At 71.3% G+C, this 13,939-nt stretch carries 16 protein-coding genes and 1 pseudogene; 10 read left to right on the top strand and 7 right to left on the bottom strand.

The annotated features are described in order from the left end of the window. On the bottom strand, positions 1-627 hold a 627-nt coding region (locus tag HF577_RS21210), incomplete at its 3' end, for an acetoacetate decarboxylase family protein (protein ID WP_169397667.1). Between the two features lie 256 nt (positions 628-883). On the opposite strand from HF577_RS21210, the gene HF577_RS21205 reads away from it, so the two are divergent. After that, complete coding sequence (locus HF577_RS21205; protein ID WP_312859272.1) at positions 884-1,372, top strand: cysteine dioxygenase; 489 nt, start codon at positions 884-886, stop codon at positions 1,370-1,372. After that, on the top strand, positions 1,369-1,758 hold the full coding sequence (locus HF577_RS21200) for a rhodanese-like domain-containing protein (RefSeq protein WP_169397665.1): 390 nt from the start codon (positions 1,369-1,371) through the stop codon (positions 1,756-1,758). The genes HF577_RS21205 and HF577_RS21200 overlap by 4 nt, the downstream gene beginning before the upstream one ends. Here the strand turns inward: HF577_RS21200 and HF577_RS21195 are convergent. Both HF577_RS21195 and HF577_RS21190 read right to left on the bottom strand, forming a co-directional pair. After that, a complete protein-coding gene (locus HF577_RS21195; protein ID WP_169397664.1) occupies positions 1,751-2,965 on the bottom strand; it encodes an acyl-CoA dehydrogenase family protein in 1,215 nt (404 codons plus the stop codon). The two genes, HF577_RS21200 and HF577_RS21195, sit on opposite strands and share 8 nt — an antisense overlap. Further along, on the bottom strand, positions 2,962-3,426 hold the full coding sequence (locus HF577_RS21190; RefSeq protein WP_169397663.1) for a MarR family winged helix-turn-helix transcriptional regulator: 465 nt from the start codon (positions 3,424-3,426) through the stop codon (positions 2,962-2,964). Before HF577_RS21190 ends, HF577_RS21195 begins: the two co-directional genes overlap by 4 nt. Before the next feature lie 108 nt (positions 3,427-3,534). On the opposite strand from HF577_RS21190, the pseudogene HF577_RS21185 reads away from it, so the two are divergent. The 3 genes and pseudogenes from HF577_RS21185 to HF577_RS21175 all read left to right on the top strand — a co-directional run bounded on the left by HF577_RS21185 (position 3,535) and on the right by HF577_RS21175 (position 5,666). Continuing rightward, a pseudogene (locus HF577_RS21185) lies at positions 3,535-4,588 on the top strand (SDR family oxidoreductase). 72 nt (positions 4,589-4,660) lie between these two features. After that, on the top strand, positions 4,661-5,032 hold the full coding sequence (locus tag HF577_RS21180) for a hypothetical protein (protein ID WP_169397662.1): 372 nt from the start codon (positions 4,661-4,663) through the stop codon (positions 5,030-5,032). 82 nt (positions 5,033-5,114) lie between these two features. Beyond that, a complete protein-coding gene (locus tag HF577_RS21175; RefSeq protein WP_169397661.1) occupies positions 5,115-5,666 on the top strand; it encodes a CGNR zinc finger domain-containing protein in 552 nt (183 codons plus the stop codon). Here the strand turns inward: HF577_RS21175 and HF577_RS21170 are convergent. Together HF577_RS21170 and HF577_RS21165 are read right to left on the bottom strand one after the other, a co-directional pair. Continuing rightward, a complete protein-coding gene (locus HF577_RS21170) occupies positions 5,649-6,836 on the bottom strand; it encodes a MalY/PatB family protein (RefSeq protein ID WP_169397660.1) in 1,188 nt (395 codons plus the stop codon). The genes HF577_RS21175 and HF577_RS21170 overlap by 18 nt on opposite strands. Further along, positions 6,836-7,315: a DinB family protein gene (locus HF577_RS21165; protein ID WP_169397659.1), complete on the bottom strand. Its 480-nt coding sequence runs from the start codon at positions 7,313-7,315 to the stop codon at positions 6,836-6,838. The genes HF577_RS21170 and HF577_RS21165 overlap by 1 nt, the downstream gene beginning before the upstream one ends. Between HF577_RS21165 and HF577_RS39335 the strand changes: the two genes are divergently transcribed. Beyond that, positions 7,314-7,826 carry an amidohydrolase family protein gene (locus tag HF577_RS39335; protein WP_169397658.1) on the top strand — a complete coding sequence of 171 codons (513 nt, stop codon included), beginning with the start codon at positions 7,314-7,316 and terminating at the stop codon, positions 7,824-7,826. The genes HF577_RS21165 and HF577_RS39335 overlap by 2 nt on opposite strands. Before the next feature lie 13 nt (positions 7,827-7,839). On the opposite strand, the gene HF577_RS21155 is transcribed toward HF577_RS39335, so the two are convergent. Continuing rightward, positions 7,840-8,622 (bottom strand): phosphotransferase enzyme family protein, encoded by a 783-nt coding sequence (locus HF577_RS21155; RefSeq protein ID WP_169397657.1) that lies wholly within the window; start codon positions 8,620-8,622, stop codon positions 7,840-7,842. A gap of 10 nt (positions 8,623-8,632) precedes the next feature. Next, the gene (locus HF577_RS21150; protein WP_169397656.1) at positions 8,633-9,628 is read right to left on the bottom strand and encodes a sugar-binding transcriptional regulator; all 996 of its coding nucleotides are present in this window, start codon (positions 9,626-9,628) and stop codon (positions 8,633-8,635) included. A 120-nt stretch (positions 9,629-9,748) separates the two neighbouring features. Between HF577_RS21150 and HF577_RS21145 the strand changes: the two genes are divergently transcribed. From HF577_RS21145 to HF577_RS21130, 4 genes are read left to right on the top strand one after another with little or no spacing between them, the layout of a single operon-like run. Continuing rightward, the gene (locus HF577_RS21145) at positions 9,749-11,116 is read left to right on the top strand and encodes an ABC transporter substrate-binding protein (RefSeq protein ID WP_169397655.1); all 1,368 of its coding nucleotides are present in this window, start codon (positions 9,749-9,751) and stop codon (positions 11,114-11,116) included. Continuing rightward, positions 11,113-12,063 (top strand): carbohydrate ABC transporter permease, encoded by a 951-nt coding sequence (locus tag HF577_RS21140; RefSeq protein ID WP_169397654.1) that lies wholly within the window; start codon positions 11,113-11,115, stop codon positions 12,061-12,063. Before HF577_RS21145 ends, HF577_RS21140 begins: the two co-directional genes overlap by 4 nt. Continuing rightward, complete coding sequence (locus HF577_RS21135) at positions 12,060-12,938, top strand: carbohydrate ABC transporter permease (protein WP_169397653.1); 879 nt, start codon at positions 12,060-12,062, stop codon at positions 12,936-12,938. Before HF577_RS21140 ends, HF577_RS21135 begins: the two co-directional genes overlap by 4 nt. Next, positions 12,935-13,927, top strand: coding sequence for a zinc-dependent alcohol dehydrogenase family protein (locus HF577_RS21130; protein ID WP_169397652.1), 993 nt, complete (start codon positions 12,935-12,937; stop codon positions 13,925-13,927). Before HF577_RS21135 ends, HF577_RS21130 begins: the two co-directional genes overlap by 4 nt. The last annotated feature ends 12 nt before the right edge of the window (positions 13,928-13,939 follow it).

Below are 13,939 nucleotides of genomic sequence, written 5' to 3'. Positions count from 1 at the left end.
GCCGAGGGCCCGTAGCTCGTCGGCCATCGGGTGGCCGGGGGTCAGCTCCACGGTGGCGCCGCGGAGGCCGAGGCGGAGTCCGCCGATCCGGCCGCGCAGCCTGCTGGCCAGCACGGTGTCCGCGTGTGGGGCGAGGGCGGTGAGGGCGCCGGGCACGGTCAGGGGGATCCGCCGGTGCAGGGTGCGCAGGGCGGCGGTGAGGACGGGCGTGCCGGAGCTGTCGCTCAGCCGGCAGGTGGCGGCAGGGCCGGTGATGTCCAGCTCCGCCCGGGCGAGCCACTTCGGCAGCCCCCACAGCGCCCGGCCGGCCTCCAGCGTGAACGTCTGCGTCACTGCCATCTGGTGGATGTACGGGCCGATGCGGCGGCGGTGGCGGCCCAGCAGAGCGACGGCCACCTCGTGGTAGCTGCCGAGATCGCCGGCCCGGTAGGTGATGAACGCCAGCACCAGCGGCGTCCGGCCGGCCACCGACACGAGGGAGAGCCCGGTGCCTGCGACGAGCTCGCTCGCTGCGGAGGTGCGGACGAGGTAGGTCGCCAGCGCCGCCGTGGCGTCGGTGATCCGCACGGGGAGGGTCAGCCTGCGGCCCTGGACCTCCCAGCTCCCGTCGTCGAGCAGAGTTGCCACCACGGAAGTGTGACGCACCACCCACGGTGGGAGGACACCCGGATGTCGGACATTTCACGGGCCATTGCGCCGCCGCTCTCGCGGCGTGGGACGAAGTGGCATGCGAGGCCTCCGGTGTGATCCGATGTCGCCATGGCGCCCGCAGCTGTCCTCGGAGAGATCTGGGGCTGCCGGCGTGCCGACCATTTCGACCAGTGCTGTTGCACGAGCTGAGGTTCTCGCCCCGCTCGTCCACCGTCATCACTGGAGTACGTCCGTGCTGCTGCACGCCCCCACCTCGCTCGTCCTCGCCGATCTCACCGCACTGACCCGTGAGGTGGCCTCCGAGGTGCACGCCGGTCTGCACCCCGTCACGATCGACCCCGACCGCCGCTGGTACCGGCTCCTGCGCAGCGACAGCTACGTCGACGTGTGGCTGATCAGCTGGGCCACCGAGCAGACGGCCGAGCTGCACGACCACGCAGGCTCGCTCGGTGCGCTCACCGTGGTGTCCGGCAGCCTCGTCGAGCAACGCTGGGCGGGAGACGGGCTGCGGCCCCGGCAGCTGCGGGCCGGTCGGAGTGTCGGGTTTCCGCTCGGACACGTGCACGACGTCGGGAACCCCGCGCCGACGCCCGCCGTGAGCGTGCACGCCTACTCGCCGCCTCTGAGCGCGATGTCCTACTACGCGGTGGAGCCGGACCGTCGGCTGCGCCGCACCCGTAGCGTGCTCGTCGAGTCGGGTTCCTCGAAGGGAGTCGGATGACCGAGCGCACGAACCGGACGGTGCACGACCTGCTGGCGGCCGCCCGGGCCCGGCTGGACCGTCCGGACCCGAGCCGGGCCGCGGCGATGGTCGAGCGCGGCGCGATTCTCGTGGACACCCGCCCGGGATGGCAGCGCGAGCAGGAGGGCGAGCTGCCCGGTGCTCTGGTGATCGAGCGCAACCACCTGGAATGGCGGCTCGACCCGGCATCGGACGCGCGGATCCCGCAGGCCACCGACCACGACGTCACCTGGATCGTCTTCTGCTCGGAGGGCTACAGCTCCAGCCTCGCCGCGGCGTCGCTGCAGGACATCGGGCTGCGCAACGCCACCGACCTCGACGGGGGCTACCAGGCCTGGAAGAAGGTGTTCGGCCCCGTCACGTGAAGGCGCCGATCCCGGTGATGTCGCGCCCGACGATCAGGGTCTGCATCGTCTCGGTGCCCTCGAACGTGTGGATCGACTCGATGTCGGCCCAGTGCCGCACCACGTGGTGCTCGAGCAGGATCCCGTTGCCGCCGAGCAGGTCACGGGCCTCGGAGAGGATCGCGCGCGCGGTGCGCGTGTTGTGCATCTTCGCCAACCCGGCCACCGTGGGCGACAGCCGTCCCGCATCGGCGAGCCTGGCCAGCTGCATGCAGTAGAGCTGCATGCCGGTGAGGTCGGCGAGCATGCGCACCAGCCGCTCCTGCACGATCTGGAACGACGCCAGCGGCTTGCCGAACTGCTGTCGCTCGGTCGCGTAGCGCAGCGCCGCCTCGTAGCCGGCGGTGGCGTGCCCGAGCGCCATCCAGGCGCAGGTGCCTCGCGTGCTGGCGAGCACCCGGGCGGCGTCCTTGAACGACCGGGCGTTCACCAGCCGGTTCTCGTCCGGCACCCGGACGCCGGTGAGGCGGATGTCGGACTGCCACACCGACCGTAGCGAGACCTTCCCGGTGATCACCTCGGCGTGGTAGCCCTCGGCCGGAGTCTCGACGACGAACCCGAGGACGTCACCGGAGTCGGTGTCGCGGGCCCACACCACCACGAGGTCGGCGATCGTGCCGTTGCCGATCCAGCGCTTGGCGCCGTCGAGCACCCAGTGGTCGCCGTCACGGCGGGCGGTGGTCTCGAGGGCGACGGAGTCCGAGCCGTGCTCCGGTTCGGTGAGCGCGAAGGCCCCGATCCTGTCCAACGTGGACATGGCAGGCAGCCAGCGCTGCTTCTGCTCATCCGAGCCGCACATCGCGATCGACTGCATGGCGAGCCCGGCGTGCACGGCGAGGAACGTGCCGAGCGAGCCGTCGCCGCGGTGCAGCTCCATGTGCACCAGCCCGCACGCCAGCGGGCTCATCGCGGCCGCTCCGTAGCCCTGGATGTCCTCGCCGACGACGCCGAGCTCGGGCAGCCTGCGGAACAGGTGCCAGGGGAGCTCGGCCTTCTCCCAGTACTCCGCGATGTCGGGCAGCACCTCGTCGTCGACGAACTTCCGGACGGCGATGAAGCGGTCCCACTGCTCGTCGGTGAACTGCTCGCGGACGAAGAAGAAGTCGGTGCCCAGTGCCTCGCCGAGGTGGGCGTAGCGGGTGCTGTGACGATCCCGATCCTCGGTCATCGCCCGATACTGGCACGCCGTCCGGGGTGTGGCAGGGCGTGCAGGGCGTCGACCAGGGGGGCGAGCTCCGGGTCGGCCCGCGCGGCGTCGAGCGCGTCGGCGAGGGCGCTGTCGTGCACCGGATGCGCCTGCTCCAGCAGCTCCTTGCCGTCGGTGGTGAGCGTGCTGTAGATCCCGCGCCGGTCGTCGTCGCACAGGTAGCGGCTCAGCAGGCCACGGGTCTCCAGCCGGGTGACGAGCCGGGTGGTGGCGCTGTGGGACAGCATCGCGGCACCCGCGAGCTGCTGCATGCGCATGTGCCAGCCGTCCTGCCGGGCGAGGGTGTCGAGCACCGTGTACTCGACGACCGAGAGCCCGAACCCGCTCTGCAGCGCTCTCTCCAGTGCCTCGTCGAGGCGTGCGTGGAGCGCGGCCAGCGTGCGCCAGCCCCGGGCGCGCACATCCGCCACGTGGTCGGTCACGGCCGTCGATCACCTCCGTCCTTGCGGACGATCATACGGGGTTGTCGCCAGTAGGAAGCGTGTGCAAATGTTGCACACGCTTTGTACTGGCGTTCGGAAGGAACAGCGATGCAGAACTCCGCGCTCGTCGTCGGCGCGAACGGCGTCATCGGCGGCACGCTCGCCGCGCACCTGGCCGACCTCCCGGAGTGGGAGGTCGTCGGCCTGTCGCGCCGCGGTGGGCCACCCGACGGGCCTGCCCGGCACGTCGCGGCCGACCTGTTCGACCCGGCAGGGGTGCGGGAGGCGCTGCGCGCACACCCGGGGGGTGACCCACGTCTTCTATGCGGCCTACCAGGACCGGCCGACGTGGTCCGCGCTCGTGGAGCCCAACGTCACGATGCTGCGCAGCGTGCTCGACGCGGTGGCGTCCACGGCTCCGGACCTGCGGCACGTGAGCCTCATGCAGGGGTACAAGGTGTACGGCGCCCACCTCGGGCCGTTCGCCACGCCGGCGAGGGAGAGCGACCCACCCCACATGCCGCCGGAGTTCAACGTCGACCAGCAGCACCTCGTCGAGGCGCGGGCGGCCGAGGCGGGCTGGACGTGGTCGGCCATCCGCCCGTCGGTGGTCGCCGGGTTCGGGCTCGGCAACCCGATGAACCTCGGTGTCGTGCTCGCCGTCTACGCCTCGATCAGCGCCGAGCTGGGCGTCCCGCTCCGGTTTCCCGGCAGGCCGGGCGCCTACGACGCGCTGCTCGAGCTGACCGACGCCGGGCTGCTCGCCGAGGCGACGGTGTGGGCGGCCACCGATCCCCGGTGCGCGAACGAGGCCTTCAACATCGCCAACGGCGACCTGTTCCGCTGGAGTCGCATGTGGCCGGTGGTCGCGGAGGCGTTCGGGCTGGAGGTCGCGCCGCCGCTGCCCATGTCGCTCTCGGACGTGATGGCGGACAAGGAGCCCGTGTGGGACTCGATGGTCGCCCGGCACGGGCTGGCCGCCACGTCGTACGCCGATGTCTCGTCCTGGGCGTTCGGCGACTTCGTCCTCTCCTGGGACTACGACATGTTCGCCGACACGTCCAAGTCGCGGCGGTTCGGGTTCCACTCCTACGTGGACACGGAGGCGATGCTGCTGCGGCTGTTCGACGATCTGCGCAGGCGCCGGATCATCCCGGGCTGAACCACGGAGGACATGGCCGCCGCGTGACTCCTTACGACATCCTGTGGGCCGACGGCGAACGAGAGGAACGACGTGAAGAAGGATGTCGAGGAAGCCGGATCCGACAGCAGCTACGCGGTGGTGGGGAGCGTCGCGACGGGCGGCAGCGTGGCGGTTGCGGGGAGTGTGGCGACGGCGGGCAGCGTGGCGGTCGCCGGCAGCGTCGCCACGTCGGGTAGCGCAGGTGTGGCCGGCAGCGTGGCGACGGCCGGGAGTGCCGGGATCGTCGGCAGCGTGATGACGATCCTGAGCGTCGGACTGCTCGCCTGCATCGCGTGTCTGGGATGTGTCGGCTGCCGCCGCTGCGTGGGCTGCATCGGCTGTGTCGACTGCGAAGGCTGCGTGGGCTGCATCGGCTGTGTGGGCCTGCGCGGCGCGGTGGGCAAGGTGGGTACGGGAGCCTGATCTCGACCCGGGTCGTTCGGATGCGGGCTCCTGCGCTGTTGCCGTCCTTGCGGGAGCCTGACGTCACCGTCAATATGGTGACGTGCATGTGTTCGTGAGCGGGCGGGTGTCGCTGGACCTGGCCGGCACCCTGAAGTGGCGACGCCACAAGCAGGAGGAACTGCTGTCGGCTGGTCGCGACGTCGCCGAGTGGGTGGTGGAGGCGGGCCTGCTGACGCATCCTCCGGTGGTCGACGACACCGCCGTCGCGGAGGTGCGCCGGTTGCGCGAGCTCGTCTACGCGGCCACGAGGACCGAGCCGGAGCGGCGGGTGCAGGCCGCGGAGCTGCAGGCCCTCGCCGACCCGCCGCCGGTCCGGTCGGTGCTGACGGCGGGCGGCGCGCTCGAACGCCATGGTGACCTGACCGCGGTCCTGTCCACGGTCGCCCGCGACGCCATCGAGCTGGTCGGCTCGGCGGACCTGGCCAGGGTGCGGGAGTGCGGACGGCCCGAGTGCACCCGGCTGTTCGTCGACGACTCCCGCGGCAAGCCCCGCCGCTGGTGCGGCATGACGGAGTGCGGGAACCGGATGAAGGCCGCCGAGTACCGGCGCAGGCAGCGCCGGGAACGGGGCGGGCTAGCGGCGGGCGAGTGAGCCCAGCCGGGCGAGGATCTCCTCCAGCAGCGGGCCGCTGGTCGCGAAGTTGAGCCGCAGGTACCGGCGACCGTCGTCGCCGAAGGGCGCACCGCCGTCGAGCAGGACCCCTGTGCGGGTGAGCACCTCCTTCACCGGGTCCTCGCCCAGCCCGAGGACATCGGCCTCGAACCAGTAGAGGTAGGTCGCCTCGGGCATTGCTGTCACCTCCGCCCCCCAGGAGGCGAGAGCCGCGCTGACCTGCTGCCGGTTCCGGTCGAGGACGCGCATCAGCCGCTCCTGCCAGTCGGCCCCGTACTGCCAGGCGGCGAGGGTGCCGGCCACGCCGACCGTGGAGACCGTGCCGTAGAGGTCCACCGGTGGGGCGTCCCGCAGTGCGAGGAGGCGCTGTGGGCCGAAGTGCGCCACCGAGCACCGCAGCCCGGCCAGGTTGAACGCCTTGCTCGCGGAGGTCAGCGTCACGGTGCGGGCCGAGGTGTCGTCGTCGAGCGAGGCGAACGGGATGTGCCGGTGCGGCGCGTAGGTCAGCTCGGCGTGGATCTCGTCGCTGATCACCAGCAGGTCGTGCCGCCGGGCGATCCCCGCGATCTCGGTGAGCTCGTCGCGGGTGAGGACGCGACCGGTCGGGTTGTGCGGGTTGACCAGCAGCAGGGCCCGGCAGTTCTCCCGGGCGACGGCGTCGGCGAGGCCGGCGATGTCGGGCGCCCAGCCCGTGGGGGTTCTGGTCCACGGCGAGCTCACCCGGCGGCGTCCCATGGCCTCGAGGGTGGCGAGGAAGGGCGGGTAGTTCGGCGTCTGTACCGCCACGGCGTCCCCGGGAGCGGTGCCGAGGTGCAGCACGAGCTGGAGGGCCTGGAGGAGGTCGGTGTGCTCGCGGACGTCGGCCGCCGAGATGGTCCAGCCGTAGCGCTCCAGCATCCGGTCGGCGAAGGCCGCGCGGAGCGGGCTGCCTCCCGGCCATTCCGGGTAGCCGAGGTCGCCGTACCGGACGATCTGTTCGATCGCGTCGGCCACCATCGGCGGCACGTCGAAATCCATGTCCGCCACCCACGCCGGCAGCACGTCCGGGGCAACCCGTTGCCACTTCACCCCGGGGCGTCGGCGCAGCTCGCTCAGGCGGAGCGCGTCGAACAGCGGGTCGCTCAGCCGGAGCGCTTCGCCGGTGCTCATCACGCCCGCTCCCGCTCGAGAAGGTCGCAGGTCAGCTGCACCTGTCCGTGGTGCTGCGCCAGCTCCTCGAGCACGTGCAGGAGCACACCCGCGCTCGTCAACGCATGTTCCGGGCCCTCGTAGTCGCCGGCCGGAGGGTTCTTCGGGCTGCCCGCCAGGTCGGCACCCGCGAGGTCGGCGGCCAGCCGGCGCTGAACGTCAGCGACCTGGCGGCGCAGGTCGTCCAGGCCGCCCGTCGCGCTGAACTCCGCGGCCCGGTTCCGGCTGGTCGGGCGGCCCGCGACCACATGCCCGATCCAGTAGTCGGCCACCTCGACGCAGTGGTGCACGATCGCGAAGGGGCTGTTGGCGCCCCGCACCGGTGGTCTCGCGTTGATCGTGTCCTCGTCCAGGTCGCCCAGCGCGTCGAGCATCCCCGTGAAGGCCCGCGCGAGGAAGTACAGGTACTCGTCGGTACCGGGGACCACTGCCGTACCCATGCCGAGCCTCCTCGGAATCACCGTTCGTCAGGTGACGGAAGTGTTCGCGAGTGAGGCCGTCACTGTCAAGACGGTGATGACGGTGCTCCGGTGCCCGGGTGATCACGACCACTCTTCCGGGAGGGGGACCGGACGGAGACGTTACGGTCGCCGGCCATGCAAGCTGGCGGCGGTCGCCGAGCAGCACGCCGCAGCGGTCGCGCTCGCCCATGAGTGCGGTGTCACCATCGCCATGGGCACCGACATCGGAGCGGGCGACTGGGGACGCCACGGTGAGGAGCTGCCGCTCCTCGTGGAGGCCGGTCTCAGTCCGTTGCAGGCGATCGAAGCCGCCACCGCGAACGGCCCCGACACGCTCGGGCCGCAGGCGCCCCGGTCCGGGCAGCTCGTCGCCGGCTACGACGCGGATGTGCTCACCCTCGACGACGACCCCCTCGACGACATCACCGTGCTCGCCGACCCCGAACAGGTACGCGGGGTGTGGCAGGCGGGCCGCCGGGTCAAGGGCTGACGCTGCGCGGTCGTCAGCGCAGCGCCTCGGTGATCGCGTCGGCATTCCGGTCGATCCACTCGCGCGTCCGGGCGGCCCGGGCCGCGGCCTCCGGCGTCCAGTACTGCACGAAGCCCGGCACCCCGCGCTCGGCGCCGTCGCGCACGATCTCGCGCATCCACTCGTGGCTCGCACGTAGCGCGGTGACGAACTCGGCGCGGCCGGTCTCGTCCAGGCCGTAGGCGTCGACGAAGATCCGCAGGCGCAGCAGTTCCCGGCCGTGCCGGACGTCGGAGATGTCGGCGGGCGCCCGCAGGGGTGCCCACAGCCGGGCCGCCGCGGCCACGTCCCATACCGCGTTGCCGGGGCCTGCGAGGTCGAAGTCGATCAGGGCGACCGCACGGCCGTCCCGGAAGACGATGTTGTCCAGGTTCGGGTCGTTGTGCGCGATGCCGCCGCCGTCGAACGGGGCCGGGGCTGGGTGCGACCACGGGTAGGGCGAGGGGTCGAACCCGGCCGTGGCGTCGTGGAAGCGCCGGAGCAGCCGCCCGACGCTGGCCAGTGCGGCATCGGTGAGTCCCCACGCCGGTGCCGGGGCGATGACGGCCTGGCCGGGCACGTAGCTGAGCACCTCGCGGCCCGCGCCGTCGGTGCCGAGCGCGCGAGGCGCCCCGTCGAACCCCACGTGCTCCAGATGGCGCAGCAGGGCGTGGGTGGCGGTGCTCGTCGGCCGCCACGGCCTGCGCACCGTGTCGCCGACCCGGTGGACGCGGCCACGGTTGGCCGTGCCACCCGGCAGGGGCACCTCCACCGTCATGCCGCCACCGTCACGATCCGGCTTCGCGGATCAGGGCCTCCGCCAGCGTCGAGTGCGTCACCAGGCTGTCGACCAGCCCGCCCCGGACGGCGGCGAGCACCGCCTTGACCTTCGCGGTGCCGTACACGATCGCGATCACCTCGGGGACGGCTCGCATCTGTTCCGCCGTGATGCCGATCATCCGCTCGGTGAGGTCGGAGGCCACGGGTGTCCCGTCGGCGTCGACGAGCACGCCGGAGATCTCGGCGGTCACCCCGAGCCGGCCGAGCTCGTGCCGTTCCGCCTCGCTGGTGGCGTCGTAGAGGGTGGACTGCTCGGGCGCCCACGCACCCACGCCCGCGACGGCGCGGGTGACCGAACCGATGCGGGAGAACGCCCGCGCGACCTCCGGCTGGCGACGCAGGGCCTGGGCGGTTGCGGCGTCCGGCACGGCCATCGGCGCGTAGAAGAAGTAGGCGGGCCCACCCGCGACGCGGGCGACGTCCCGGACCACCTCGATCGAGCTGTCGTCCACGCCGGGACGGGTCAGCGCGCCGGTGAGCTGGATGACCGGCACGGTGGCGAGCCGCTGCAGCGCCGTGGCCATGGCGCTGACCGAGCGGGCCCACGAGAGGCCGAGCACGTCGTCGGGGGTGACGAGCTCGGTCAGCAGTTCGGCGGCGGCCGCTCCCAGGTGCTCACGCAGTGATGCGGGGTGGTCGTCGGGGGTGTCGGTGACGACGCAGTGCTGCAGGCCGAGGGTCTCCATCAGGCGGGCCGAGAGCTCGACGTCGATCACACCCGGGTGGCCGATCTCGATGCGCACCAGCCCGCTGCTGCGGGCGTCGTCGAGCAGCCGGGCGACCTTGAACCGGCTGAGGGCGAACTCCTCGGCGATCTCGACCTTCGAGCGGCCGTCGAGGTAGTACCGGCGGGCGACGGACGCGGTGAGGACGAGGTGGGCCGGCCCGTGTGCACTGCCGCCTCTGACCGCGACCACGGCTCGGCCCTCCTCGACCTCGCTCATTTGAGCGATCTGTCGCCCATTCTTACACGAACCATTGACTGGACGTGACCGTTACCACAGGCTCACCAGTGATCAGGGCGCCGCTCATCTGAGCACGCCCGTGGGTCCCGGGAGGACGCGATGAAGCGAACGGGCATGCGCGCTGCGCTGCTCGCTCTCGCGGTGATGCTGGCGAGCACGGCCTGCGCGGGGTGGGGCGGCGGCGTCGGCGGCGGCGGGGCGAACAGCATCAATGTGCTGATGGTCAACAACCCGCAGATGATCGACCTACAGCGGCTCACGGCCGAGCACTTCACGAAGGACACCGGGATCTCGGTCAACTTCACGGTGCTGCCCGAGAACGACGTGCGCGACAAGATCAGCCAGGAGTTCTCGAGCCAGGCCGGCCAGTACGACGTCGCGTCGCTCTCGAACTTCGAGATCCCGATCTACGCCCGCAGCCGGTGGATCGCGCCGCTCGACCAGTACATCGCCGCTGACCCGGCGTTCGACCAGAAGGACATCCTCGCGCCGATGACCACGTCGCTCAGCGGCGACGACGGCAAGATCTACGGCGAGCCCTTCTACGGTGAGTCGTCGTTCCTCATGTACCGCAAGGACGTGTTGGCGGCCGCCGGGATCACGATGCCGGCCAAGCCCACCTGGCAGCAGGTGGCCGACATCGCCGCCAAGGTGGACGGTGCCGAGCCCGGGATGGCCGGCATCTGCCTGCGCGGGCAGCCGGGCTGGGGGCAGGTCTTCGCGCCGCTCACCACCGTCGTCAACACCTTCGGCGGCACCTGGTTCACGGCCGACTGGCAGGCGCAGGTGAACGCGCCGGAGTTCCGCCGTGCCGTGCAGTTCTACGTCGACCTCGTGCGGGCGCACGGCGAGGCGGGCGCCCCGCAGGCCGGGTTCACCGAGTGCCTCAACAACCTCGTCCAGGGCAACGTCGCGATGTGGTACGACGCCACGTCCGCGGCGGGCTCGCTCGAGGCGGCCGACTCGCCGGTGCGCGGCAAGATCGGTTACGCGCCCGCACCCGTCGTGGAGACCGCCAGCTCCGGCTGGCTGTACGCGTGGTCGTGGGCCATCCAGGCGGCGAGCCAGAAGAAGGACGACGCGTGGAAGTTCATCTCCTGGGCGTCGAGCAAGCAGTACGAGCAGCTCGTCGGTCAGGAGATCGGCTGGTCGAACGTGCCGGCCGGCAAGCGGGCGTCGACGTACGAGAACCAGGACTACCTGGCACAGGCCGGGGCGTTCGCCGGTCCGACGAAGGCGGCGATCGAGAGCGCCGACCCACGCAACCCCGGGGTCCAGCCGAGGCCGGCGATCGGCATCCAGTTCGTGGACATCCCGGAGTTCCCCGACCTCGGGACGCAGGTGTCGCAGGACGTGAGCTCGGCGATCGCCGGGCTGGTGACGGTGGACCAGGCGCTCGACCGGGGTCAGCAGCTCGCTGACGACGTGGCGGAGCGCTACCGGGCCCGGGCGGAGGGCGGATCATGACCACAGCACTCGAACCGCGGACGGGCCCGGCGTGGCGCCGTTCGCCGGAGGAGACACAGGCGCTGCGCCGCGCGGGGAACTGGGCCCGGCGGGCACCGCTCCTGCCCGCACTGATCTTCCTGATCATCGTGACGCAGCTGCCGTTCGTGGTCACGCTGATCATCTCGTTCATGAACTGGAACGCGTACTACCCCGACGAGCGGGGGTTCGCGGGGATCGACAACTTCCGGCGCGTGCTCACCGACGTGAACACGCGTGACTCGATCATCACCACCATCAAGCTGACCGTCTCCGTGGTGCTGGTCAGTCTCGTCCTCGGCCTGCTCATCGCGCTGCTGCTGGACCGGGCATTCCGGGGTCGCGGCGTCGTCCGCACGATGATGATCACGCCGTTCCTCATCGTGCCGGTCGCGGCCGCGCTGGTCTGGAAGCACGCGCTCTACAACCCGGAGTACGGCCTCTTCAACGGGGTGCTCACATGGATCTTCGGGCAGAACGCGCCCCAGCCGGACTGGGTATCCACCATGCCGCTGACGGCGATCGTGGTGTCGCTGGTCTGGCAGTGGACGCCGTTCATGATGCTGATCATCCTGGCCGGCCTGCAGAGCAAACCGCTCGACGTGATCGAGGCCGCCAAGATCGACGGCTGTTCCGGCTGGCAGATCTTCCGGCACATGACGCTGCCGCACCTGCGGCAGTACCTGGAGCTCGGGGCCCTGCTCGGGTCGATCTACATCGTGCAGAACTTCGATGCCGTCTTCACGATCACCTCGGGTGGTCTGGGCACGGCCAACCTGCCCTACACGATCTACCAGACCTTCTACAACGCGCAGGACTACGGCCGGGCGTCCGCCGCGGGCGTCGTCGTCGTGATCGGGACGATCCTCATCGCCACGCTCGCGCTGCGCACCGTGTCGTCGCTGTTCCGTGAGGAGGGGGCCCGATGACCGCGACCCTGGAGGCACCCCGCACCGCACCGCCCGCGGCGCCGGTGCGCCACCGCAACCGGACCGGCACGCTGCTCACCGTGGTCGCGTGGGTGGTCGGCGTCCTCTTCATCATCCCGGTGCTGTGGATGCTGCTCACCTCGCTCCACAGCGAGACCGACGCCGCCACCAACCCGCCGTCGATCTTCGCGCCGCTCACGCTGGAGGGCTACGCCAACTTCTTCGGCGCGCAGACGGGCACGAGCCCGTGGCCGTCGCTGCTCAACTCGCTGACGGCGAGCGTCCTGTCCACCGCGCTCGTGCTGGTGCTCGCGATCCCGGCGGCGTACGCGCTGTCGATCCGGCCGGTGCGCAAGTGGACCGACGTCCTGTTCTTCTTCCTGTCCACGAAGATGCTGCCGGTGGTGGCCGGTCTGCTGCCGGTGTACCTGATCGCGCAGCAGATCGGGCTGCTCGACAACATCTGGCTGCTGATCATCCTGTACACGTCGATGAACCTGCCGATCGCCGTGTGGATGATGCGCTCGTTCCTCGCGGAGGTTCCGGTCGAGGTGCTCGAGGCGGCGGCGATCGACGGCTGCGGGCTGATGCGGACGCTGCGCACGGTCGTCGGGCCGATGATCCTGCCCGGCATCGCGGCCACGTCGCTGATCTGCTTCATCTTCAGCTGGAACGAGCTGCTGTTCGCCCGCGTGCTCACCGCCACCGTGGCGCAGACGGCACCCGTGTTCCTCACCAGCTTCGTCACCAGTCAGGGCCTGTTCCTGGCCACGGTGTGCGCGGCGTCGGTGGTCGTGTCGCTGCCGGTGCTCATCGCCGGGTTCGCGGCGCAGGACAAGCTCGTGCAGGGTCTCTCGTTGGGAGCGATCAAGTGAAGGCCGCAGTCATCAGTGCCGATGCCGTCACCGTGGAGACGGTGCCGGACCCCACGCCCGGGCCCCGGGAGGTGGTCGTCGCCGTCGCGGGCTGCGGGATCTGCGGCACCGACCTGCACATCGCCGACGGGGAGTTCGCCCCCACGCTGCCGGTGGTGCCGGGCCACGAGTTCGCGGGCGAGGTCGTCGCACTGGGCAGTGACGTCACGGAGCTGCGCGTCGGTGACCAGGTGGCCGTCGACCCGTCGCTGCACTGCGGGGAGTGCTACTACTGCCGCCGCGGCCGTGGCAACCTCTGCGAGCGCTGGGCCGCGATCGGGGTGACCACCACCGGCGGGGCCGCCGAGTTCGCCGTGGCACCGGTCGGCAACTGCGTGCGGCTGCCGGAGGGCGTCTCCCCTGCCGACGCCGCGCTGATCGAGCCGCTCTCCTGTGCGGTGCGGGGCTTCGACGTGCTCGCCCCGCAGCTCGCCGACCACTACCTCATCTACGGCGCCGGCACGATGGGCCTGATGATGATGGAGCTCGCCAAGCGCGCAGGCGCCGCGAGCGTCAGCATGGTCGATCTCAACCCGGCCCGGCTGGAGACGGCCAAGGAGCTCGGCTGCTCCGCGGTCGTGGGCAGCGCCGACGAGCTGGACCGCCCGCGCGGCTGGGACATCGTGATCGACTGCACCGGCGTGGTCGCCGCGATCGAGGACGGCCTCACACGCGTCGGCAAGGGCGGCACGTTCCAGCAGTTCGGCGTGGCCAACGAGGACGCCATGGCGCGCTTCTCGCCGTTCCGCATCTACAACCAGGAGATCCGGATCGTCGGGTCGATGGCGGTGCTGCACAGCTTCGAGCGGGCCGCCGAGCTGTTCGCCGAGGGCGCGCTGCGCCCGGACGTGATGATCAGCCACCGGATGACCCTCGACGAGTACCCGCAGGCGCTGGAGCAGTTCCGGGCGGGCGTGGGGCGCAAGATCCAGGTGCGCCCCGGCCACTGAGCACGCCCGGAA

The organism is Pseudonocardia xinjiangensis, from assembly GCF_012911925.1.
GTDB lineage: Bacteria > Actinomycetota > Actinomycetes > Mycobacteriales > Pseudonocardiaceae > Pseudonocardia > Pseudonocardia xinjiangensis.
The sequence above is the reverse complement of the archived record's forward strand: the minus strand, read 5'-3'. Positions and strand labels throughout refer to the sequence as shown.